This window comes from Porphyromonas levii, assembly GCF_018206105.1.
Classification (GTDB): domain Bacteria; phylum Bacteroidota; class Bacteroidia; order Bacteroidales; family Porphyromonadaceae; genus Porphyromonas_A; species Porphyromonas_A levii.
Genome location: NZ_JADRGN010000035.1, coordinates 1 through 22,844, shown reverse-complemented (window position 1 = coordinate 22,844; position 22,844 = coordinate 1). Strand labels below are relative to the sequence as shown.

Sequence of the window (22,844 nt, the reverse complement as noted above, 5' to 3'; positions counted from 1 at the left end):
TTACGGGGTAGGAGAGGACTATTTGGCATTAAAGTGACGACTGCCGACAACTGTCTATTGTTATTGACCGATACGGGTAAACTTTTTGTATCTTTGTGGTGGGAGGTATTAGATAGATTATGAGTAAGAGAAAGAAAGTACAGGCTAAGCGCGGACGGAGATCTAGTAAAGTAGCTCCAAGAGGTCGCAAGCATGATAGGAGGGAGACCGCACAGGCTGGCAGCAAGCGTGGTGTGGCTCAGGTGAGAGGTCTGGTGCTGCAATATTTTAGAAACACTAAGGGTGAGGCTGCGGACTACAAGCAGGTGGCGCTTGGCGTGGGTGCCGAGGGCGATCTCGCTATAGAGATGGTGCGTGAAGCCATTGAGCAACTGGCAAGGGAGAGGGTACTGGTGCCCGATACTATGCCCAATAGGTACCGTTATCTGCCCCCTAAGCAGAAGATGGAGGGCGTACTGCGCCGAAAGGCAGGCAAGGGACACAATATGTTTTACCCTGATGGCGGTGGCGAACCTATTCGCATTGCTGAGCGCAATACCGGAAATGCGATGGATGGGGATAGGGTGGTGATGAACCGCCTAGCTACACGGCGTGGTCAACTTCCCGAAGGGGAGATTGTGGAGGTGCTAGAGCGAGCTGAGGCCAATTTTGTTGGTGTCCTCTCGATCAAGAATAATGTAGCTTTCCTACTTACCGAGAGCAACAAGCTCGCCAATGATATTTTTGTGCCGATGGATAAGCTCAATGGCGCAAAGGATGGCGAAAAGGTGGTGGTGCGTGTGCTAGAATGGCCAGAACGGGCTAAGAACCCACTCGGAGAGGTGCTATTGGTAATCGGTATGCCGGGGGATAATGATACGGAGATGCATGCGATACTAGCGGAGTATGGTTTGCCAATCAGTTATCCCGAGGAGGTGGAGCTTTATGCCAACCAACTGGATGAAAAGATGGCGTACAAGGAAGAGTACAATAGGCTCGATTATCGCGATGTGCCAACACTTACGATAGACCCTGAGACTGCAAAGGACTTTGACGATGCGCTATCGCTCAAGTCGCTAGGACAAGACAGGTGGGAGGTCGGTGTGCATATTGCAGATGTCACTGCCTATGTCTTGCCCGATGATGTGATAGACCGTGAAGCGGCAAGTAGGGCTACGAGTGTCTACCTTGTGGATAGGACGGTGCCCATGCTGCCCGAACGATTGTGCAATGACCTCTGTTCACTGAGACCTAATGTGGATCGCCCTGCGTACTCGGTCATCTTTACGCTAGATGACAAGGCGCATATACTGGACTATAAGATTACACGTACGGTGATTCATAGCGACGCACGCTTGGCATACGAGGAGGCGCAGGCAATGATAGAGGGCGCACTAGGTGATATGAGTTCGGTTATCCTAACCCTCAATGGCTTGGCAAAGCAGCTGCGCGCACAGAGAATGACGCTGGGTGCGATTGCTTTTGAGCGCTCTGAATTGGCTTTCAGACTAGATGAGAAGGGCAAGCCGATAGAGGTTTATGTAAAAGAGCCACTAGAGGCGAATAAATTGATAGAGGAGTTTATGTTGCTCGCAAATAGGACGGTGGCAGAGCATGTCGCTACCATGAGGGGCGATAATGCACCTAGTTTTGTCTACCGTGTGCATGACACCCCTGATGCGGAGAAGCTCGCCGACCTTGCTGAGTTTGTGGGTAGACTTGGCTATAAGCTAAGGACAACAGGAACCCCAGAGATGATAGCCAAGGCGCTCAATGACCTTCTGGAGAAGGTACATGGCAAGCCTGAGGCGGAACTGATAGAGACCTTGACGATTCGGACTATGGCTAAGGCGATTTACCAGACCGATAACATCGGGCACTATGGGCTAGCCTTTGAGTATTATACGCACTTTACAAGTCCTATCCGTAGGCATCCAGATATGATGGTGCATAGGTTGCTCACACGCTATATGGCAGGTGGCAAGAGTATGGATAAGGCGGAGCTGGAGGAGATCTGTAAGTACGACTCTGATCAGGAACGCAAGGCGGCAGAGGCTGAGCGCACTTCTATTAAGTACAAGGAGGTAGAGTACATGCAAGGTCACTTGGGAGAGGTCTTTGATGGTGTGGTGAGTGGTGTGAAGGAGTTTGGCATCTTCGTGGAGCTAGAAGCTAATGGCTGTGAGGGCTTGGTGCCTATCCGCGACTTGGACGATGACTTTTACGAGCTGGACGAACGTACTTACTCTTTGGTGGGGTACAATACTAAGCGCCGTTTCTCACTAGGAGATAAGGTGACGGTACGTGTAGCAGCTACCGATCTAGACCGTAGGCAGCTCGACTTCGAACTACTTTCGTAAACAGTTAAACCTTTATGGGGTATGATAAAATCTGTTCGTTTCCAAAATTTCACTGCCTTTGAGGACTTGAAACTGGAGTTCTCACCAGGGATTAATGTCCTATTAGGGCAAAACTCTACGGGTAAAACGCATATAATGAAAGTATTGTACTCTGCGTGCTCTGTTATAGATATTCGAGAGACAAGTACATTGGAGCAAAAGTTATCAAGCGTTTTCCTTCCTGACTCGATTGGTCGTTTGGTGAGAAGATCTGTGGGAAGAAATAAGGGACGTTTCAGTATTACTCGGCAAGATCAGGCTGGTTCTAGGTCGTCAAATATAGTTTGTGAAGTAACTACTCTGAATAAGTGTGACGTTACAGACGGGACTTGGCGTAAGGATATGAGGAATCCAGCCGTGTATATCCCCGTGAAGGATATGCTGGCTATTGCTCCTGGGTTCAAATCCCTATATGAGCACAGGGAGCTACAATGGGAGGAGATATATGTGGATATTCTAAATCGGGCCTATCTCCCAGCTACGAGAGGGCGAAAAACTCCTCAGCAGAATAAACTTCTGAAGATACTTCAGAGGTCTATAGAAGGTAGAGTGGTAGTAAAAGATGAACAGTTTTATCTATCAATGCCTAGTGATGGGACTTTGGGTAAAGGGACACTAGAATTTACCCTGCTAGCTGAGGGGTATCGTCGATTAGGACTGTTGTACCTATTGATACAAAATGAGTCGTTAACCAAGGGAAGTATCCTCTTTTGGGATGAACCCGAGGCGAACCTCAATCCTAAGCTATCCAAGACAGTGGTAGAGATATTGATGGCATTGGCAGAGATGGGTGTACAGATATTTGTAGCTACTCATGATTATGTATTCCTTAAGGAGCTCGAGTTCGCTCAGTCTAGTTCTTCTACGTCAAAGTTTTATAGTCTTTATCGTTCGGATAGTGGAGCCGTGAGTGCTGCTACATTTGATGACTTTTCTGAAGTTGCCCCCAATTCTATTGATGAGGCATTTGATAGCCTTTTGGCTCGTGAAATAAATAGTAGGCTTGATATTGAAAAATGAGTACGCTGACTACTGATGGTTATCGTTTCGACTTCCCAAAAGCAAAGCAAATTATTAAGTTTGATGGGGTGGAACATGGCTTTAGTCATTGCATGAAAGCTGTAGATGTCGTGGTTGATCTTAATGATGAAACGACCTTGTTTATTGAGATTAAAGAAGAGCGAGCCAATAAGAATGCAACCAATAGCTTAGAGAGCAAAGAAAGCAAACAGGCAAAGCGGAATTTTTATGACGACTTGAAGTATAAGTATAGAGACTCTTACATCTACAGATATTGCGAGGACGCTTTGACGCCTAGGTGTTACTACATTTGCTTACTTGACTTTGATTCTGCGCTATTGATGCAATCTCAAAGAGTGTTGAGAACTGAAGCTTTTCCAAAGAAGATGCCTATGAGGTGGAAGAAGAATTATATTGAAGACGTATTTGTTGTAAACGCAGAAACTTGGGCTAATAGTGATTTAAGTAAATGGGGTACAATCACGAAGATTTGAACTAATGAAGGACGAGGAGAGGATTATTGAGGGGCTGGAGGAGTTTGATATCCGTGGTGTGGAGCGGGGCAATACTCCTGCGGAGCAGTTGGTGCGTGTAGAGGAGGATAAGGACTTTGCTCTTCGCCCTGCCTCCTTTGGTGACTTCCAAGGGCAACCTTCGGTAGTAGAAAATCTGGAGGTCTTTGTGGCGGCTGCTAAGCTGCGTGGAGAGTCGCTGGATCACGTGCTCTTGCATGGACCTCCAGGGTTAGGAAAGACTACGCTTTCGCAGATTATTGCCAATGAACTAGGGGTGCATATTAAGGTTACTTCGGGTCCGGTGCTGGATAAGCCGGGTGATCTTGCGGGTGTACTTACGTCTTTGGAACCTAATGATGTGCTATTTATTGATGAAATTCACCGTATGCCTGCTGTGGTAGAGGAGTACCTCTATTCGGCTATGGAGGATTTCCGCATCGATATCATGATAGACAAAGGACCTGGAGCACGGAGTATTCAGATTGATCTGAACCCCTTTACCCTTATTGGTGCTACTACCCGAAGTGGGCTACTTACGGCACCACTGAGGGCTAGGTTCGGTATCAATATGCACTTGGAGTACTACGATAGCGAAACACTCAAGGGAATTGTGCTGAGGAGTGCGAGCATCCTCGGAGTGCCTTGTGATGAAGTAGCGGCACAAGAGATAGCTCAGCGCAGTAGGTGCACGCCTCGTATTGCCAACGCACTCTTGAGACGAGTGCGCGATTATGCACAAGTGAAAGGGACGGGGCGTATACAGCACGATATTGCGACTTATGCACTGGAGGCACTCAATATCGATAGGCACGGTCTGGATCAGATAGACCACAAGATACTGAATGTAATTATAGATAAGTTTGATGGTGGTCCCGTGGGGATTGGGACTATTGCTACGGCGATAGGGGAAGACCCAGGGACTGTGGAGGATGTATATGAACCATTCCTCATCAAAGAAGGATTTATGAAGCGAACTCCTAGAGGGCGTGAGGTGACTCGCCTAGCCTATGAACATCTGGGTAAGGAGTTGCGCCCACGGAGTCCGAAAGGTTTCTTCGACGATATAGAGTAAGAGATATATGGCATCAGGCATGCGGGGGTTGGCAAAGGACACTGTAATCTACGGTGCTACCAATATTGTCAGTAAGTTCCTCAACTGGTTGCTAGCACCTTTCTATATAAGGGTGCTGGCTGATAGCGCAGAATACGGTATTGTAACTAACCTATATGCGTGGGTGAGTGTCGTACTCGTGGTACTTACACTTGGGATGGAGACGGGGCTATTCCGCTTTATCAATACAAGCGATGAGCCAAAGCGGGTTTTTGCCACTACGACTAAGCTGGTGGGCATAGCGGTTGCCATCTTCGGTTTGGTCGGTATTGCCCTGGGTGGCAATATAGCTGCGGGGCTGGGATATGCGGATCACCCCGAGTATATCACTATGTTTGTCGTTATCCTGATGCTAGACGCCCTTATGTCTGTTCCCTTCGCATACATAAGGTATCAGCGTAGGCCGTTAAGGTTTGCTTTCTATAAGTTTCTCTTTATCATGCTCAACATCCTCTTTAATCTCTTCTTCTTCGTGCTCTGCCCATGGTTGTTGTCCCAAGGTGTAGCGCTACCCGCATGGCTTTATCAGGTTAATCTAGGTGTGGGGTATATCTTTATCTCTAACCTACTAGCGTCGGGGATTGAGTGCCTAGCTATGTTGCCCGTGTTGAAGGATGCACGAAGAGGGTTTGATAAGTCGCTTGTTCGCCCGCTCCTCTCTTACTCTCTGCCTTTGGTACTCTTGGGATTAGCAGGGATATTCAATAAGATGGCTGGACAGATATTGATACCTTCGCTCTATCCCGATCGCGTGGAGGGCATGACGCAGCTCGGTATCTACGGAGGTAACCTCAAGATAGCAGTGGTGATGGTGATGTTTATCCAGGCGTTCCGATTTGCCTACGACCCTTTTGTCTTCTCCAAGATGAAAGCTAAGGATGGGTATGATGCGTACAGGGTTGCCATGAACTACTTTATCTTCTTCGGGCTACTCATCTTCCTCGGGGTTATGTACGGTATTGACTTGTTTAAGCACATCGTGTCGCCCGATTACTATAGTGGGCTCGTGGTAGTGCCTGTGGTGATGGCGAGCGAAATACTCTTCGGTATTTATTATAACCTTTCTGTGTGGTACAAGATAAGCGACCGCACACACTATGGAGCGACCTTCTCGATTATCGGACTGGTAACTACTATTGCTATTATCCTATGGGGCATCCCTCGCTATGGCATTATTGCTGCTGCTTGGAGTGCCTTTGCGTGTAATGCGGTGATGCTCCTACTTTCCTATTTCTTAGGTCAGAAGCTCTTCCCGATACCTTACGACACAGGCAAGAATATATTACACCTCGTCATCGGAGCTATCTTTTATGTGGTAGGCATGGCGATAGAGCTTCCCAATCTCTGGGTTACGCTTGCGGTGAGAGGGGCATTGCTGCTTCTGTTTATTGGGATCACCGTTGCCTTCTTCACACCAGAACTCAAAGCGATGCTAAAGCGTACACTAGGGCGGTAGGGCTTGTCCTGCCCCCTAGTTGCGGTTCAAGAGGGCTATGCCTTAGTGCACAGTAGCCCGTCGTACCTAGTGAACTATCCAAATACAAAAACGGGGCACACATCTGCTGATGTATGCCCTATTTTTAGATAATCCCCCTAGGCTATCTCTTAAGCAGAGACAGTAAGCCTTTTGCGTCCCCTAGCACGGCGAGCTGCAAGTACACGTCTACCATTGGCAGTAGCCATACGAGCGCGGAAGCCATGCTTATTTACCTTTTTTCTTACCGAAGGTTGATATGTCCTCTTCATTACTCTATCCTTTAAAAACTTCTATATTTCTTAAAACGTGGGGCAAAGGTACACAAAAAAAAACAACTGCCCAAATTATTACGGAAGCCAATTCCGCAATGAGTAGTGTAATAGACGACAAATACTCCTCTACTGAGCGGCAACTGATGCTCTGCAGAGGAGTATTGATAGGGGGTAATCTTGCTCATAGTCGTGATGGTTATGCCAAGAGGTCGGTCTACGTTCTTCGAGACTAAAATACCGAGAAACTAACGTAGCGTTTGGGGTTCTTCTGGATGTCCTTCAGTAGACTATCGGCAGAGAGTGCCGCAGCGTCCAATCTCTGATAGAGCCCCTTATCATTGAGCAATAGCCCTAGGCTACTATCCTCATTTGCCAATTGCCCCGATAGCTTCTTGAGATCGCTGACCACTTGTGTAAACTCTGCGAGCGTCTTCTCTATGTTCGCGTTCGCCACCTGTCCCGCAACCTTCTGAATCGACTCCGTAGAGCGCTCCACATTACTCATAATCTCGGGCACCTGTCTATCCATCATGTGATTGATTTTTACTGATGACCCCTGTAGGGCACTTGTGGTAGCATTAAGCTGCGCTAGTGTCTTTGTGATATCTGGATTCTTAACCAAGCCATCCACACTCCCCACTAGTGTGTCGAGCGATAGTACTGCGGCATTAAGATTAGGTATAAGTTCATCCGTTAGCTTAGCCATCATATCTGTCGCTTGTTCACCTCTTAAGGTGTCGTTTTTTGCGAGATAATCGGTAATCTGCTCGGGTAGTAGTAGCGTGATGGAGCCACCGCCCAGAGGGTTATTCTTAATAACCAGTTTTGATCCGCGCGGAATCTTTAGAGAGGAGTCTAGTGATAGCTCTACGACAGCTCCATTGAAGCCTTCGTAGTCGAAGTTAATCTTCCTAACATTTCCTACACGGTAGCCATTGACGTACACCTTAGTAGATCTATCCACACCCTGTATATTGTCGAAGGTTGCATAGTAACTGACGTTTTTACTGAATATGTTTATGCCCTTGAGATAGTTGAATCCGAAGTAAAACATCAGCAATGTAGTGATGGTCGTCACGCCCGCTAGTATTGCTTTTTGCCTATGGTCGAAGCTCTTATCCATATAACTATTGAACTATTATCTACGGGCAAACTTACAGAAAAAGTAGATATATACCATCGTAATGAGTAACAGTCTTTGTTATCCCACACCATATTATCAATGTGTAGACTGCCGAAGGCAAAATAATAAGTGGCTACACAGCACCGCTGCATAGCCACTTATCCTCTGTCCGCTAGGGTGTGGATTACTTCTTACCCGGTACTTTGAGGTGCTCTACATTCTCACCTGCAGCTACCTGGTCATAGTACTCCTGGCTATAGCCTGGTTGCTTAGGGAAGACTACTATGCCGTGCTCCTCTGCAAACTTGCCGTCCTTCTCTATCTTGACATTGCCATCGATGTACTTCACCATCAGATACTCACCGAGCTTCTTCCAGTCACTGGTAGACTGATCTGCGATGTTACAAGAGTAGTTGGTAAGGAACTCCACGGCAGCGGCTTCGCCCTGATCCTTTGCGATAGCCATAGCCTGCTTCTCCACAATTGGTTGCATAGCCTGCCATTGTCCCTCAATGCGCTGCTGCTCCTTGCGGATATCCTCAATCATATAGCTATACTTGCCATACGCCATATTGGCTACCCAGTTGTGCATCCAGAAGGCAGAAGTCCATGAGAACTTGGTCATCGAGCCATTCTCCTCGCTAAAGCTCCAAGGGATACGAGTCATAGAGGTGTACATTGGTTTGAAGAGCGTCATATCTGCATCGTCTACGCCAAACCAAAGGATACCGCCCACGTAGTCGGGCAAATCCTTGCGAAGCTGAGCCACGAGTACGAAGCCAGTCTGCTGCGTAGCGATAGCACGCTCATTGACATACGTCTGACCATTTACCTCGAAGTTCATAGGTCTCCAGCGGTATGGCACCTTGTAAGGGCCAGCACCTGGATCCTTTGTCATATCCATAGGAGTACCCTCGTAGTGGTCACGCATCATGTTCTGCACATCGGCGAGAGATAGCTTGCGGTTAGGCACCACATACAGAGGCATAGGCTCTGCATCAGGCTCATTGCCCATCACTAGGGGGAGGTACTTGTCCATACCATCGGCAAAGCGATTGAAGAAAGACCATACACGTGCTTCACAACCACGGAGACCGCCGAAGTCGTATGGGTTGTAGGCTTTTTGGAAACTAAAGTCTGCGTCGGTACCCTTGTAGAGACCCTTCTTACGAGCGAAGTCTACTACGTCGGGGCTATACATACAGTTTGCCTTATCCTTGAAAGGTATCTGTTGAATACGTGCTTGGTTGGCATGCGCAGATATGGCGTTGTCGGGGATACGGATAGCCACCCATACGGCACCCTTCTCGCCAGCGCCCTTACCAATCATCTCCATAACCCAGACTTCGTTCTTATCGGCGATGGTAAAGGATTCTCCGCTGCTCTTGTAGCCATAAGTGTCTACCAAGCTAGTCATCACCTTGATTGCCTCTCTGGCGCTAGCAGAGCGCTGGAGTGCGATATAGATAAGGCTACCATAGTCCATCAGTCCCTCTGTCTTCTGGCATACATCGCAGCCGCCCCAGGTGCTCTCGGTGATAGCTACCTGCTTCTCATTCATATTGCCCACTACATTGTAGGTGCGCTCTACCTGAGCTATCTTGCCGGTATACATGCCGGAGTCCCACTCGGTAACGTCGAGCATACTACCCGTAGTCCATGTCGCAGCTGGCCAGTGGTATAATGCGCCATAGAGCGTATGGCTATCAGCTGCATAGCTGATGTATATGCTGCCATCCGCAGAGGCTTTAGGTCCTACAATCAGATCCGAACAAGCATCTGCGGTGACGCTCGCTCCTACAGCGGTAATGCCCAAGAAGGCAGCTACCTTCCAAAGAGTTCTCTTCATCGTATGAGTTAATTATAATGTGTGTGATATTTACAAAATCGACGTCAAGATAATCATAATCCTCGTTATGGACAAGAATATCTCTATCAAAAGGTAAGTGTAGCACCAGCTACAAAGTGGATTGGAGCTGCTGGGAAGTAGCCTGTCCAGGCCTTGCGCTGTAGCTTACCATCCTGTACTTCGGCATAGCCCCCAGCCCAACCATTGGTCGCGTAAGTGCTGTTATATAGGTTGAGCACCTGCAGCTGTAGTGCTAGCTCTTGCCCGTTGCTAAATGGGACAGCATAATTAGCCATAAAGGAGCCCGTGTAGTAGGCAGGGAGCGCGCGGCTCTCAAAGCCCGTGTTATCTAGGAACTGCTTGCCCACGTATGTGCCACTCAGTGCTAGGGATAGCCTATCTATAGGCATCCAAGTGAGGGAGTGGTTGAAGAGCCATTCGGGGCTCAGTGCAAGAGGTGTATTATTGAGCTTCGTTACCTCTGGCTTTTTAGTAGTAGTGTTGTACTCAATATGGGTGTGCTCCAGCACTCTATTGCTTGAGAGGGTACCATTTGCTGCCAAGACGATCTGAGGCGTAATTGCCCAATTGAAGCCAAGCTCAAGTCCTGCGCGATAGCTCTTAGGTACATTGATTAGGAGTGGTTCACCTACGTCACTCATCTTGCCATTCTGTACCAATTGGTTCTTATAGTGCATATAGTAGAGGTTGGCGAATAGAGAGAGGTTGCGGTAGCGCCAGTCGCCACCCAGCTCAATATCTGCCATGTATTCTGGCTGTGGCATTATCTGCTTGCCCTCCTCGTCGTATTGGCGGCTCTCGGTATACACCTTACGATTGGGTTCCTTGCCCGCAGTGGCAAGCGATAGGTACAGGTTGCTTGCGCTATTGGGGCGGAAGTGTAGTCCTACCTTTGGGAGTACGAAGTTGTAAGGCAGTTTGTAATCCAAGATATCGAGCTTACCATCGTGGTCGCTCCACTTATCAGTAGAGCCAGTCATCACAGCATATACGTGGCGATACATTACATCAGTGTAGAGCATGAGTCTCTCGGAGAGGTCGAACTCTCCCTTCACGTAGATAGATGCATCGGTACGAGTGGAGTGATTACGGTAATACTCTTGGTTGGGTACGTATGCGACAGTTGGGTCAGCTACATAAGGGAGCTCGCCATAGTGGTCGCCTATATAGTGGTTGGCAGAGAATCCTGCAGAGAGTCTAGCACGGCTAAAGCTGTAACCGAAGTTGGCATTTCCACCGAAGAAGTGATTATCTAGGTACTTCTCCCTGATGAGTGTGTTTTTGCGCTTATCTGTAGCTGGTACCAGTCCGTATTCTCGGTACTTCCGACCAGTACGATATTCGTGGGTAAAACCCTTGCCACAAGTGTAATGTAGGGTGACTTCGTACTTGAAGTTGTCTTGTGGGAAACGGCGGAATATAGCGTAGGTATGGCTCTGGTCGTAGTTGTCGGTATTATTGTGGAACTGATGCTTGGCTGGATCCGCTTCGTCCGTATTGATCCACCCTGCAGGGTTGAACCTCCTACCATATTTCTTCTCTTGCTGAGGCTCTAGCCCGTTCCATGCAATCCCTGTCTGCTGAATGCCACGGTGGTGTATGAGGCGGAAGTCGTACTTATCTGCCTCATACCTAGCTTGGGCAAAGTAGGAGAGACCATGACCACCCGACCTATCTACATATCCCTTGCTCTGGATGTAAGAGAGGTAACCATTTAGGCTCCATCCACTGCTTAGTTTGCCCGTCTCTAGGCTGAGTACATTACGATTGAGCCCAAAAGAACCCCAGTAGGTGCCTATGCTACCACCTGCCTTGCGAGAGGGCATAGCGGTCTGCATATCCATAGTGGCACCAAAAGCGCCTGCGCCAAAAGAAGAAGCACCGGCACCACGCACCACGACGATGTCTTGAAGGCGCGAACCAAAGTCGGGCATATTTGCCCAGAATACCGTCTGGCTCTCAGAGTCGTTTACAGGAACTCCATTCACCGTGATATTAACTCTCGTAGGGTCTACCCCTCTAATCGAGAAGTAGGTATAGCCGCCAAATACACCACTCTCATTTGTGGTGATGAGCGAAGGGGTACCTTGTAATAGGGAAGGTATATCCCATGCTGTGGTCTTGCGCTGAAGGGCTTTGACCTTTATCTTCTGTTTAGTAATAGGTGTGCGCTCCCCTGGGCGAGTACCCACGATGACGAGCTCATCCAGTTTGTGCTCCATTTGTACCTGCTCCTGTGCCCAAAGCGCAGTAGGAGCCCCTATCATCAGTAGGGAAGCCATTCCGGGAAGCCTTTGCTTGGCTAAAGTGTGAATCTTTGTCATAAATCTATCCTTTATCATTCTGTATAGCATTACTAATACTTGTGACCTACTATCTGTAGCTATTTAGGCTACTCGGTATGGGGAGGATAAGATAAAAGGATTGGTCGACCCTACAGGAGCGGTTCCGACAATCGCATCCCTACATCGGCATTATCCGAATAGGTACGGAGGGTCTTATCTCAGCTACCCTTGAAGCGAGCTTCAGAGCGGCACCCCTTGCGAGAGAATAAATAGATGCGCAGTATAAGTAAGCCACCTATGCTGCTTTATTGCAGCGCAAAGCTAACTCTTTTTAGTCACTCGGGCAACGGCTCTATTTCTCCAATAGCACATTATCGAGATAAACCTGATGCCCCTATCCATAGGACGCTCTATACCAGTGGCTTGAACCAGCTTGGTAGAGTGTATGACCATTTAATATATACTAATTGACAAATTTAATATATACTAATTGGGGTAATTAATATATATCAAATGCGTCAATTAGTATATATTAAATGGTCTTGCCTATACTAGAGGCGGTTCATGGACTCTGGGGAGATGGCTCGTGCGGTGTCTATCAAAGGTGCATGTAGAGTGTATTTCTTATGTGTTTTACTTACTGGAATAGTTGACTTTTGTCGAATAGATTCGACTGTCAGCTTGCCCCTATGAGCCTGATTTTTACTGGTCTATTGACTTCTACGTACTAGTTTGCTTGACTATGCGTACTGAGTGGTTGACTTTTGAGTTAGGATTATCAAGTGTATAGTAGTGTAATTCATTAAATATTTGCTAAGTCGTTAAATGGTCGTTTAATGTGTGTTAATGTTGACGGATTCTACTCAACTTTACTTTTTTTATCCCTACATTTGCTTTCGATTGCTAAGGGGATGAAGCCTCGACTTATATAGAGTAGGGCTCTCCTATGTTTAATTTTTGAATTTGACATTTATGAAGAAGATTATTTTTGCAGCTCTTGTGAGCTCACTTTTCGCTATTGGTGCGATGGCACAGTCACGCCCAGGTATTATCGTAAGCGCTGGTTATCAGGGTTCGAAGGTTACTGGTTTTGATAACGCTAAGATCGCTTCAGGCGCTCGCGCTGGTGTTGCAATTGATGTGCCTGTACTTACTAGTGGTACCATGCAGCTAAGTGTTCAGCCAGGTCTTAACTTCTCTATGAAGGGTGTTGCTTATGGTGATAAGGAGAAGGTTAGAAATTCTTACTACTATGTAGACCTTCCTATCCTAGCTAACCTACGTTTTGATGTAGACAGCAGGCTCAACGCTTTCGTTAACGCTGGTCCATATCTAGCTTACGGTGTTGGTGGCTCTGCAAAGTATGGTGATAAGACTGATACCTACAACCCATTCAAGAAGACAACCATCCTAGGTAAGGAGATTGGCGGTCTACGTGCTTTCGACTGGGGTCTCCAGGTAGGTGCTGGTGTAGAGTACAGCCGTATTATGCTTACTGTAGGTACTCAGGTAGGTCTTTACGACATCACTCCTGATATTGATATCCTAGGTATCAAGGCTGGTACGAAGAATAATAACACTAGCTTCTTCGTTACCCTAGGTTACCGCTTCTAATCTACGGATTAGCGTAATAGAGACAAGGGGGCTCGTCCTGCATAGGGGCGAGTCTCCTTTTTATATATTGTGCCCTTACGGATATAGTCGATTATTTTGGGTAAATTTGTGGCAAAGTGTATGGTGTGCCCAAAGGGTGCTATTGATTTGCATTTATATTATAAAGAGATATATGAGTACAAGAGAGCTAAGCGAGCAGGAAGTATTGAGGAGGGAGAGTCTTCAGAAGCTAAAGGATATGGGGATTAACCCTTATCCTGCAGAGGAGTTTGTAGTTACAGGTTATGCTGATGAGGTTGTAGCAAACTTTCAGGACGATGCTCCCGTGAGGGAGGTGTCTATGGCAGGGCGTATGATGATGCGCCGCGTGATGGGTAAAGCCTCTTTCTGCGAGCTACAAGATTCTACTGGTCGTATCCAGCTCTATGTGACTCGTGATGATATTGCTCCTGGAGAGGATAAGGAACTATACAATACGGTATTCAAGAAGCTATTGGATCTCGGTGACTTTATTGGGGTAAAGGGCTTTGTATTCCGTACCAAGATGGGTGAGGTCTCTATACATGTGCAGGAGCTAAAGATTCTATCTAAGACACTTCGCCCACTCCCAGTAGTGAAGGAGAAGGATGGTGTGGTGTACGACGCATTTAGCGATCCAGAGCAGCGCTATCGCATGAGGTATGTCGACCTTGTGGTAAACCCTCGTGTGAGAGATATATTCGTGAAGCGTACCAAGACGTTTAAGGCCATGAGGGAGTTCCTTGATGCTCGCGGTTACCTAGAGGTCGAGACCCCTATACTACAGAGTATCCCTGGGGGCGCTTCGGCTCGTCCGTTTGTGACACATCACAATGCGCTCGATATACCACTATATTTGCGTATCGCCAATGAGTTGTATCTGAAGCGCCTGATTGTAGGCGGGTTCAATGGCGTGTATGAGTTTAGCAAGAACTTCCGTAATGAGGGAATGGACCGTACACACAACCCAGAGTTTACCGCTATGGAGGTGTACGTACCTTATACCGACTACAATTGGATGATGGAGATGACTGAGCAGATGCTCGAGTATATTGCCATTCAGGTCAATGGTACTACGACCACTCAGGTAGGTGATAAGGTGATTGATTTCAAGGCACCTTACCCAAGGATGACTATGCGGGAAGCTATCCTCAAGTATACAGGCTTCGATATTAAGGACAAGAGCGAGGAGGAACTGAGAGCAGCTTGTAAGGCTCAGGGTATCGAGGTGGATGAGACAATGGGTAAGGGTAAGTTGATTGACGAACTCTTCGGAGAGAAAGCCGAGAAGAACTTTATCCAGCCTACTTATATCATCGATTATCCGGTGGAGATGTCGCCACTAACCAAGATGCACCGTAGTGAGGAGGGGCTTACTGAGCGCTTCGAGCTAATGGTGAATGGTAAGGAATTGCTCAACGCCTACTCCGAGCTAAATGATCCGATTGACCAGCTCGAGCGATTCCGTGAGCAGATGCGACTCTCGGAGAAGGGCGACGATGAGGCGATGATCATCGACCAAGACTTTGTGCGTGCTCTTGAGTACGGAATGCCACCTACGAGCGGTATGGGCATCGGTATGGATAGATTTGTAATGCTTCTTACAGGACAGGAGAGTATCCAAGAGGTACTCCTTTTCCCTCAGATGAAGCCAGAGATTAAGGCAAAGAGCGAAGAGCAACAGGATAATGAATAATTGGGAGCCCGGGCGCATAGGCATCATAGGTAGCGGTAGCTGGGCTACAGCACTCGCTAAGATTGTGATGGAGCGAGAGGAGCGGATCAATTGGTACTTCCGTTTCGGCGAGACCGTACGCCAGTTCCGTAGGTCTCAGCACAATCCCACCTATCTTACTACTCAGCTATTTGATACGGAGCGGATTGACTTCTTTACTGATATTCCTAGTATTGTGGAGGCATCGGATACGCTGATACTGGTGACACCATCACCATATATCAAGGGTATTCTGGAGAAAGCGAAGAAGGGATCGCTACAAGGCAAGTTTGTCCTCAATGCTATTAAGGGTATTATCCCCGATGATTATGTAGTCATCTCGGACTATCTTAGAGATACTCTTGGGGTACCTGATGAGCAGATCGGCGTTATCAGTGGACCTACTCATGCCGAGGAGGTAGCGCTGAATAGGCTGAGCTACCTTACGTTGGCGTGCAGCGATGTGCGTAGAGCAGAGCAGCTGAGTAAGGTCTTCCAGAGTGATTATACCTTCTGCAAGGTGAGCAGTGATGTGACAGGAATCGAGTTGGGTAGCGTGCTGAAGAATATTTATGCGATAGCGTCGGGCGTCTGCCAATCGCTACGGATGGGCGATAATTTCCAAGCGGTATTGATCTCCAATGCTACTAAGGAGATGGCACGATTCCTAGCACGGGCATCTAGTGCCGAGCGAAATATCAACGACTCGGTGTACCTGGGCGACCTCTTAGTAACAGGCTATAGTAGGTATAGCCGTAACCGTACATTGGGGACGCTGATTGGCAAGGGCTATTCGGTGAAGCAAGCTCAAGCCGAAATGGAGATGACGGCTGAGGGCTACTATGGTGCGAAGTGTATCAATGAGCTAAATAAGAAGTATAAGGTGGACTTGCCGATAGCTGAAGCGGTGTATGACCTTCTCTACAATAAGGAGAAGGCAAAGGATACTTTTAGGAATTTAAGTTTGAAACTGACATAGATTATGAAGGTAAGATTAGGTAATGCGCTTAGAGATAATGGCGTAAAGACAACATACGAGACCCTATTGCCACTGGCAGAGAGTAGTCACAAGAGTTTGTTTACTGGCGAGGGTAAGGGCAGTGACTTCCTAGGCTGGGTAGGGTTACCATCGAGCATCACGGATGCTTTCTTGGGAGACATTCAGGCTACTGCCGATAGGCTGCGTAGGGATTGCGAGTTCGTGGTGACCATAGGTATCGGTGGCTCCTATCTTGGTATCAAAGCTGTGGTAGAGGCATTGAGCGATGCCTTTGCTCAGGTGAAGCCAGCTGAGGGCGCTCGTCTGCTGTATGCTGGGCATCATATCTCTGAGGATTATATGGCGGAGTTACTTGAGCTACTCCGTGGTCGCAAGTTCGGACTCATCAATATTTCTAAGAGCGGTACCACTACTGAGCCTGCAGTGGCTTTCAGACTACTGAAGCAGTTACTGGAGGAGCAAGAGGGCACCGACTTCGCACGCGAACATATCGTAGCCATAACCGACCAAGCAAAGGGCGCACTTCGTAGTCTCGCTGATAAGATGGGTTATAAGAGCTACGTAATACCTGATAATGTAGGTGGGCGCTTTAGCGTACTTACGCCAGTTGGATTGGTGCCAATCGCTACCGCTGGTTTCGATATTACAGCACTCGTAAGGGGAGCTCAGGCAATGGAGCAAGCGCTTCAGCTGGGAACAGAAGGCGCTAAAATGGTCGAGGAGCATGCCGCTACCCGTGTGGCACTATATCGCTCGGGCAAGAAGATAGAGATACTCGTGAACTTCCATCCTAAGATGCACTACGTGAATGAGTGGTGGAAGCAGCTCTTCGGAGAGAGCGAGGGCAAAGAGCATAAAGGGCTATTCCCAACCGCTGTGGACTTTTCTACCGATCTCCACTCTATGGGTCAGTGGATACAGGAAGGCGAACGCACCATCTTTGAGACCTTTATTAGCGTAGAGGAGCAGGAAAAGGAGTGTCGGATACCTACCGATGAGGAGAATCTGGATGGGCTGAACTTCATCGCGGGGAAGCGTATCGACTTTGTTAATAAACAGGCGGAGCGTGGCACTATGCTGGCTCACCTAGATGGTGGAGTGCCTGTGGTGCAGATGAGTATTGAGCGTCTTGATGCCTATAATATAGGTCAGCTATTCTACTACTTCGAGAAGTTGGTAGGAATTAGTGGCTATCTACTGGAGGTCAATCCGTTTGACCAGCCAGGGGTGGAGGCGTATAAGAAGAATATGTTTGCCCTACTCGATAAGCCTGGTTTTGAGGAGGCGTCTAAGGCAATTAAGGCTAGGGTAAGCGAATTGGACTAATAGCATGATAGAGCAAGATTATTATACAGAGAACAAAGTTCTTATCCTTCCCGAGTACGGTCGCAATATCCAGAATATGGTGGAGCATTGCCTGACCATCGAGGATAGGGAAGAACGTCAGGCGTGTGCCGAGTCGATTATCGAGACCATGAATATGGTATCGGGCAGAGATAAGGAGCGCGACGACTACTGGCAGGTTCTCTGGGATCATCTATATATTATGTCGGACTTCAAGCTGGATGTAGACTTCCCTTACGTAGTTACTACACGAGAGGAGTTCGAGACCAAGATGAAGTGCGCCATGGTGAATGAGCAGGCTACGAAGCCTGCCTATCGCCACTATGGTAAGATCGTAGAGCGGATGATTGAGGAGGTGTTGTCGCTTCCCGAGGGAGCTGAACGAGATACACTTGCTAAGGAGACCGCCCTCCAGATGAAGCGTAGCTACATCCAGTGGAATAAGGAGACGGTCACCAATGCTAAGATATTCGCAGATCTCTTTGAGCTATCTGAGGGCAAGATTTATCTCGATGAGATGATCTGCTCACTCCCAGAGGCCAAGGAGCTACTTCAGCCCTCACCACAGCTCTCTAGTAATGGCGGGCTTTTGGTAAGGAAGGTCAATAAGAATAAAAAGAAGAAGAGATGAGTTCGTTTGTTGTAGAAGGTGGGCATCAGCTCCACGGTGAGATATTTGCTCAGGGTGCTAAGAATGAAGCGTTGCAAGTGATATCAGCAGTATTACTTACCGATGAAGAGGTCAAGATCAGTAATATCCCCGATATCCTAGATGTCAATAATCTGATTCAGCTCCTTATGGATCTCGGTGTGAAGGTGCGTAAGCTATCGCCTGATACCTATACCTTCAAGGCAGACGATGTTAATCTCGACTTCGCATACTCCCAAGACTTCCTGAGGGCGAGTGGTAAGCTTAGAGGAAGTGTTCTACTCATCGGACCGCTCCTCTCTCGTTTTGGCAAAGCTTCTATAGGTAAACCAGGAGGAGATAAGATAGGGCGTCGTAGGCTAGATACCCACTTCCAAGGCTTCATCAATCTAGGTGCCAAGATGAATTACGATACCAAAAAGGAGCTCTTTAGTATCGATGTAGAGGAACCACTCAGAGGCACTTATATGCTCCTCGATGAGGCATCGGTCACTGGTACGGCGAATATCATCATGGCAGCCGTGCTTGCCGAGGGTGAGACCACCATTTACCATGCCGCCTGTGAGCCATATATTCAGCAGTTATGCCGAATGCTAGTCCGTATGGGTGCCAAGATAGATGGGATAGGCAGCAACCTCCTAACTATTCATGGGGTGGCTAAGCTAGGCGGTACCGAGCATCGCCTACTTCCCGATATGATTGAGGTAGGCAGCTTTATTGGCATGGCGGCCATGACCTCCTCCGAGATTACTATTAAGGAGGTCGAGACCCGAGAGCTCGGAATTATCCCCAATGCCTTCCGCCGCCTTGGTATCACTATCGAGGAGCGCGGCAACGACCTCCACATCCCTGCACAAGAGCGTTACGAGATAGATAGTTTCATGGATGGCTCTATCCTCACTATATCTGATGCCCCTTGGCCTGGGCTCACGCCTGACCTTTTGAGCGTCCTCCTCGTAACCGCTACTCAAGCGCGAGGGAGTGTCCTTATCCATCAAAAGATGTTTGAGAGCCGTCTCTTCTTCGTCGATAAGCTCATCGATATGGGTGCGCAAATAATACTATGCGACCCGCATAGGGCTACTGTGATAGGGCTTGATCGAAAGTTTAAGCTCCGCAGTGGCAATATGATTTCGCCAGATATCCGTGCCGGAATTGCGCTACTCATAGCAGCCATGTCGGCCAATGGCACTAGTCGTATTGATAATATCGACCAAATAGACCGAGGCTATCAATTTATCGACCAGCGCCTCAATGATTTGGGGGCAATTATTAAGCGTATCTAAGTATGCCCAATCCCTTCCCAACCATCGACCCGAAGCAGCTAATTGCTTATGGCAAGGTGCGTCGTACCCATGGCAATCAGGGAGAGGTTATCCTCGCCCTTGTATCACTGGCTTTTGAGGAGCTTGAACCCCAATTCCTATTTTTACTAATCGACGAAATCCCCGTCCCCTATAGGCTGGCTAGTATTCGGGGTGGGGGAGAACAGTTTATCATAGGTTTTGAAGGCGTAGACACCCTAACGGATGCAGAAACTCTTGTGGGTCTTGAAGCGCAGATACACCAAGACGAGCTCCCCGAAGAGCACAGCAATATCTCCCTTACCTTTCGCAACTATCAGTTACAGCATGTTGGGGGCGAGCTTATAGGGCGAATAGTGGACATCGATAGCTCTACTACCAATATCCTTATCCTTATAGAGCGACCCAATCATTCCGAAGTCACCATCCCTCTAGTAGAGCAGTGGATTGCGTCTATCGACGATCACCACCGCATCATCACCATGGACTTCCCTCTCGAATTATTAGATCTCTAATCTTTCCCTCTCACTATGCAGCCTATATTGGTCATAGACGATGATTCCGCAGTCAGGGCTTCGCTCTCGCTGCTTCTCAAGCGTTCGGGCTATGAAGTCCTTATGGCCACCAATCCTACAGAGGCTCTTGATATTGTCCGCAGAGTAGCCCCACAGGTGGTACTCATGGATATGAATTATACCCTCTCCACTACAGGAGAAGAGGGGCTCGAACTCCTCCAAAGAGTCAAGATATTTGCGCCCCATTCCCCAGTTATACTGATGACTGCTTGGGCAAGTATAGAGCTGGCAGTGAGGGGAATGAAGCTAGGGGCTTTTGACTTCGTCTCCAAGCCTTGGGAGAATCGTCAGCTCCTCAAGACGATAGAGAATGCCATCAGCATCTCCTCCGAGACTCTTCACTCAGAGAGTGACCCCAATTTCCCCAACATCATAGGGCGCTCACCCGCCATGCAAGAGCTACTGCGTACCGTGGCACGCATTGCACCTACCACTGCTTCCGTATTGATTACGGGAGAGAGTGGCACTGGTAAGGAGCTGATAGCCGAGGCGATACATCAGCATAGTAAGCGAAGCAAAGAACCCTTCGTAAAAGTCAATCTCGGTGGTATCTCTCAGAGCCTTTTCGAGAGCGAGATGTTTGGACATAAAAAAGGCGCCTTCACTGATGCGTATGCCGACCGTAAAGGTCGCTTCTCACTCGCAGATGGTGGCACCATATTCTTAGATGAGATAGGAGAGCTCGATGCCTCATGTCAGGTAAAACTACTGAGAGTGCTCCAAGATCAGACCTTCGAGGTATTGGGTGATAGTAAACCTCAGAAAGTGGATGTACGTGTGGTCAGTGCCACCAATGCCGACCTTCGTAGTATGGTAGCTGAGGGGATCTTCCGTGAGGACCTCTTCTTCCGTATCAACCTCATACAGCTCCGTATCCCTGCACTCCGAGAGCGTATCGAGGATATCCCGCTACTCGTACAGCACTTCGCCCATAAGATGAAACGCAGCATCACATTTGCCGATGATGCAATGGTACTCTTGCAGAGCTTGCCTTATCCGGGTAACATCCGCGAACTTAAGAACCTCGTAGAGCGAGCTATCCTTATGTCGCCCAACGATACCATAACTGCTCGAGACCTCCGCCCCCTAGTGAGCCACACCACGCCCGCATCCTCCACTCAGAGTGGCAAGACGCTCGAGGAGATAGAGCGCATAGAGATAGAACGGCAAATAGCACTGCATAATGGCAATCTTAGTCGGGTAGCCAAAGCCTTGGGGCTCAGTCGTGCGGCTCTTTACCGAAGGCTCGAAAAATATGGACTATGATACGAGTCCTCGTTATACTCTGCGCTCTTCAGGCTTTAGTCCTTATCGTCCTGCTCTTCTTCTACTATCGTCGTGCGGTACGCCCTATGCGTGCAATTGTCAATGGTATGAACCTCCTCAAGGCTCAGGACTTCAGTAGTCGGCTCAAGAAGATAGGACAGTCCAATGCCGATGAGATTGTAGAGCTCTTCAATAGACTAATGGAGCAGCTCAAGGAAGAACGCCTCAAGCTGAGAGAGCAAAACGAGTTTCTCGACCTCCTAGTCCACGCCTCTCCTCTTGGTGTAGTCGTCCTCGACTACGACGATCGTGTGGTGCAAATCAACCCTGCGGGGCAGAAGATTCTAGGGGTTTCTAGTGGGTACGAAGGCGAGAGTCTCCGAGCGTTTTCCCTACATTCAGCATTTGATATCTCTACAGTGCCACTTAAGGGTACCGACACCTTTTACCGCACAGACGGTTCCATATTTAAGGTGTCCCATGCTGCCTTTGTCGACCGTGGCTTCAAGCGCTCTTTTTACCTAATAGAGCACCTTACTGAGGAGGTTCGTAGGGCAGAGCGCAAAGCGTACGAAAAGGTCATACGTATGATGGCACACGAGGTGAATAACTCTGTAGCTGGTATCACCTCTATCCTAGATACCTCCACTCAGATACTGAGAGACGAAGAGCCCGAGCTTGCCGAGGCACTGGGGGTATGCCTAGAGCGTTGCTACTCTATGAGCAACTTCGTTTCCCGATTCGCTGATGTGGTCAAGGTGCCTAAGGTGGAGCGTAAGTTGATAGATCTCAATCAGCTCCTGCGGGATCAGCAAAGTCTCTTTGAGAGTCTCTGCGGAGCCAAGCAAATTACGATTGAGTACCAGCTCGACCCAGAGGTAGGTGAGCTCCTCCTCGATGCACCACTAATGGAGCAGGTGATTATTAATATCGTGAAAAACGCTATTGAGAGTATTCCTGCGGAGGGTAGAGTGCTCATTTGCACATCGGCACAAGAGCGCGTCTTAGAAGTCATCGATAATGGCGTAGGTATCCCTAAGGAAGTCGAAACCAAGCTCTTCAGTCCATTCTTTAGTACCAAACCCCAGGGTCAGGGCATAGGACTCTTATTTATCCAAGAAGTGCTTATACAGCATGGTTTCTCTTATAGTCTTCGCACCGATTCCGAGACCTCACTTACCCATTTTACCCTAGGCTGGTAAGCCCAGATTGCCATTGGTTTACACGCACTTACGGTTTCTATAGCCGCTACCATGCCTCTCGCACATCTCCGCTCTACTTCTTACGAGTTTTTTCTCGCCATATCAGC

At 48.2% G+C, this 22,844-nt stretch carries 19 protein-coding genes and 1 riboswitch; of the genes, 15 read left to right on the top strand and 4 right to left on the bottom strand.

Annotated features, from left to right (window positions below; translation table 11 throughout):
• The first annotated feature begins 119 nt into the window (after positions 1 to 119).
• Genes rnr through IX315_RS07635 form a run of 5 tightly spaced genes read left to right on the top strand, consistent with a single transcriptional unit; the run spans position 120 to position 6,480 of the window.
• The gene (rnr, locus tag IX315_RS07655; protein ID WP_211837337.1) at positions 120 to 2,339 is read left to right on the top strand and encodes a ribonuclease R; all 2,220 of its coding nucleotides are present in this window, start codon (positions 120 to 122) and stop codon (positions 2,337 to 2,339) included.
• Positions 2,340 to 2,360: 21 nt separating this feature from the next.
• A complete protein-coding gene (locus tag IX315_RS07650; RefSeq protein ID WP_026215677.1) occupies positions 2,361 to 3,398 on the top strand; it encodes an AAA family ATPase in 1,038 nt (345 codons plus the stop codon).
• Positions 3,395 to 3,892 carry a hypothetical protein gene (locus IX315_RS07645; RefSeq protein WP_211639626.1) on the top strand — a complete coding sequence of 166 codons (498 nt, stop codon included), beginning with the start codon at positions 3,395 to 3,397 and terminating at the stop codon, positions 3,890 to 3,892. Before IX315_RS07650 ends, IX315_RS07645 begins: the two co-directional genes overlap by 4 nt.
• A 4-nt stretch (positions 3,893 to 3,896) precedes the next feature.
• The gene (gene ruvB, locus IX315_RS07640) at positions 3,897 to 4,985 is read left to right on the top strand and encodes a Holliday junction branch migration DNA helicase RuvB (protein WP_018358446.1); all 1,089 of its coding nucleotides are present in this window, start codon (positions 3,897 to 3,899) and stop codon (positions 4,983 to 4,985) included.
• A gap of 7 nt (positions 4,986 to 4,992) precedes the next feature.
• Entirely contained in the window at positions 4,993 to 6,480 is a 1,488-nt protein-coding gene (locus IX315_RS07635; RefSeq protein WP_211837336.1) for a polysaccharide biosynthesis C-terminal domain-containing protein, read from the top strand.
• A 149-nt stretch (positions 6,481 to 6,629) separates the two neighbouring features.
• Here the strand turns inward: IX315_RS07635 and rpmH are convergent, their stop codons facing one another.
• On the bottom strand, positions 6,630 to 6,770 hold the full coding sequence (gene rpmH / locus IX315_RS07630; RefSeq protein ID WP_018358444.1) for a 50S ribosomal protein L34: 141 nt from the start codon (positions 6,768 to 6,770) through the stop codon (positions 6,630 to 6,632).
• A 98-nt stretch (positions 6,771 to 6,868) separates the two neighbouring features.
• On the opposite strand from rpmH, the gene IX315_RS07625 reads away from it, so the two are divergent.
• Positions 6,869 to 7,006: a hypothetical protein gene (locus IX315_RS07625; protein WP_211837335.1), complete on the top strand. Its 138-nt coding sequence runs from the start codon at positions 6,869 to 6,871 to the stop codon at positions 7,004 to 7,006.
• On the opposite strand, the gene IX315_RS07620 is transcribed toward IX315_RS07625, so the two are convergent.
• The 3 genes from IX315_RS07620 to IX315_RS07610 form a co-directional block, all read right to left on the bottom strand.
• Positions 7,003 to 7,896, bottom strand: a complete 894-nt coding sequence (locus tag IX315_RS07620; RefSeq protein WP_018359357.1) for an MlaD family protein — start codon at positions 7,894 to 7,896, stop codon at positions 7,003 to 7,005. The two genes, IX315_RS07625 and IX315_RS07620, sit on opposite strands and share 4 nt — an antisense overlap.
• A 184-nt stretch (positions 7,897 to 8,080) precedes the next feature.
• On the bottom strand, positions 8,081 to 9,745 hold the full coding sequence (locus IX315_RS07615; RefSeq protein WP_211837334.1) for a dipeptidase: 1,665 nt from the start codon (positions 9,743 to 9,745) through the stop codon (positions 8,081 to 8,083).
• An 86-nt stretch (positions 9,746 to 9,831) separates the two neighbouring features.
• Positions 9,832 to 12,090 (bottom strand): TonB-dependent receptor, encoded by a 2,259-nt coding sequence (locus IX315_RS07610; protein WP_244973124.1) that lies wholly within the window; start codon positions 12,088 to 12,090, stop codon positions 9,832 to 9,834.
• Between the two features lie 119 nt (positions 12,091 to 12,209).
• Positions 12,210 to 12,317: riboswitch (TPP riboswitch) on the bottom strand.
• A gap of 706 nt (positions 12,318 to 13,023) precedes the next feature.
• Here IX315_RS07610 and IX315_RS07605 point away from each other — a divergent pair.
• The 9 genes from IX315_RS07605 to IX315_RS07565 all read left to right on the top strand — a co-directional run bounded on the left by IX315_RS07605 (position 13,024) and on the right by IX315_RS07565 (position 22,737).
• A complete protein-coding gene (locus IX315_RS07605; RefSeq protein WP_211635774.1) occupies positions 13,024 to 13,665 on the top strand; it encodes a porin family protein in 642 nt (213 codons plus the stop codon).
• 172 nt (positions 13,666 to 13,837) lie between these two features.
• Entirely contained in the window at positions 13,838 to 15,379 is a 1,542-nt protein-coding gene (lysS, locus tag IX315_RS07600; RefSeq protein WP_211639630.1) for a lysine--tRNA ligase, read from the top strand.
• Positions 15,372 to 16,376, top strand: coding sequence for an NAD(P)H-dependent glycerol-3-phosphate dehydrogenase (locus IX315_RS07595; RefSeq protein ID WP_211639631.1), 1,005 nt, complete (start codon positions 15,372 to 15,374; stop codon positions 16,374 to 16,376). Before lysS ends, IX315_RS07595 begins: the two co-directional genes overlap by 8 nt.
• Entirely contained in the window at positions 16,377 to 17,723 is a 1,347-nt protein-coding gene (locus tag IX315_RS07590) for a glucose-6-phosphate isomerase (RefSeq protein ID WP_425325374.1), read from the top strand.
• A gap of 4 nt (positions 17,724 to 17,727) precedes the next feature.
• A complete protein-coding gene (locus IX315_RS07585; RefSeq protein WP_018359364.1) occupies positions 17,728 to 18,372 on the top strand; it encodes a DUF4290 domain-containing protein in 645 nt (214 codons plus the stop codon).
• Positions 18,369 to 19,676, top strand: a complete 1,308-nt coding sequence (gene murA / locus IX315_RS07580; RefSeq protein ID WP_018359365.1) for a UDP-N-acetylglucosamine 1-carboxyvinyltransferase — start codon at positions 18,369 to 18,371, stop codon at positions 19,674 to 19,676. Before IX315_RS07585 ends, murA begins: the two co-directional genes overlap by 4 nt.
• A 2-nt stretch (positions 19,677 to 19,678) precedes the next feature.
• Positions 19,679 to 20,209, top strand: a complete 531-nt coding sequence (locus tag IX315_RS07575; RefSeq protein WP_211635768.1) for a ribosome maturation factor RimM — start codon at positions 19,679 to 19,681, stop codon at positions 20,207 to 20,209.
• Between the two features lie 15 nt (positions 20,210 to 20,224).
• Complete coding sequence (locus IX315_RS07570; RefSeq protein ID WP_134849460.1) at positions 20,225 to 21,535, top strand: sigma-54-dependent transcriptional regulator; 1,311 nt, start codon at positions 20,225 to 20,227, stop codon at positions 21,533 to 21,535.
• On the top strand, positions 21,532 to 22,737 hold the full coding sequence (locus IX315_RS07565; RefSeq protein ID WP_211638117.1) for a sensor histidine kinase: 1,206 nt from the start codon (positions 21,532 to 21,534) through the stop codon (positions 22,735 to 22,737). Before IX315_RS07570 ends, IX315_RS07565 begins: the two co-directional genes overlap by 4 nt.
• The last annotated feature ends 107 nt before the right edge of the window (positions 22,738 to 22,844 follow it).

Bases quoted from the DNA above. Each gene is read 5' to 3' on its own strand.
- IX315_RS07635 (WP_211837336.1), top strand. From the start codon at position 4,993: ATGGCATCAGGCATGCGGGGGTTGGCAAAGGACACTGTAATCTACGGT.
- rpmH (WP_018358444.1), bottom strand. From the start codon at position 6,770: ATGAAGAGGACATATCAACCTTCGGTAAGAAAAAAGGTAAATAAGCAT.
- lysS (WP_211639630.1), top strand. From the start codon at position 13,838: ATGAGTACAAGAGAGCTAAGCGAGCAGGAAGTATTGAGGAGGGAGAGT.
- IX315_RS07610 (WP_244973124.1), bottom strand. From the start codon at position 12,090: ATGACAAAGATTCACACTTTAGCCAAGCAAAGGCTTCCCGGAATGGCT.
- IX315_RS07615 (WP_211837334.1), bottom strand. From the start codon at position 9,745: ATGAAGAGAACTCTTTGGAAGGTAGCTGCCTTCTTGGGCATTACCGCT.
- IX315_RS07605 (WP_211635774.1), top strand. From the start codon at position 13,024: ATGAAGAAGATTATTTTTGCAGCTCTTGTGAGCTCACTTTTCGCTATT.
- IX315_RS07570 (WP_134849460.1), top strand. From the start codon at position 20,225: ATGCAGCCTATATTGGTCATAGACGATGATTCCGCAGTCAGGGCTTCG.
- IX315_RS07625 (WP_211837335.1), top strand. From the start codon at position 6,869: ATGAGTAGTGTAATAGACGACAAATACTCCTCTACTGAGCGGCAACTG.
- IX315_RS07575 (WP_211635768.1), top strand. From the start codon at position 19,679: ATGCCCAATCCCTTCCCAACCATCGACCCGAAGCAGCTAATTGCTTAT.
- ruvB (WP_018358446.1), top strand. From the start codon at position 3,897: ATGAAGGACGAGGAGAGGATTATTGAGGGGCTGGAGGAGTTTGATATC.
- IX315_RS07595 (WP_211639631.1), top strand. From the start codon at position 15,372: ATGAATAATTGGGAGCCCGGGCGCATAGGCATCATAGGTAGCGGTAGC.
- IX315_RS07585 (WP_018359364.1), top strand. From the start codon at position 17,728: ATGATAGAGCAAGATTATTATACAGAGAACAAAGTTCTTATCCTTCCC.
- IX315_RS07650 (WP_026215677.1), top strand. From the start codon at position 2,361: ATGATAAAATCTGTTCGTTTCCAAAATTTCACTGCCTTTGAGGACTTG.
- IX315_RS07645 (WP_211639626.1), top strand. From the start codon at position 3,395: ATGAGTACGCTGACTACTGATGGTTATCGTTTCGACTTCCCAAAAGCA.
- murA (WP_018359365.1), top strand. From the start codon at position 18,369: ATGAGTTCGTTTGTTGTAGAAGGTGGGCATCAGCTCCACGGTGAGATA.
- IX315_RS07565 (WP_211638117.1), top strand. From the start codon at position 21,532: ATGATACGAGTCCTCGTTATACTCTGCGCTCTTCAGGCTTTAGTCCTT.
- rnr (WP_211837337.1), top strand. From the start codon at position 120: ATGAGTAAGAGAAAGAAAGTACAGGCTAAGCGCGGACGGAGATCTAGT.
- IX315_RS07620 (WP_018359357.1), bottom strand. From the start codon at position 7,896: ATGGATAAGAGCTTCGACCATAGGCAAAAAGCAATACTAGCGGGCGTG.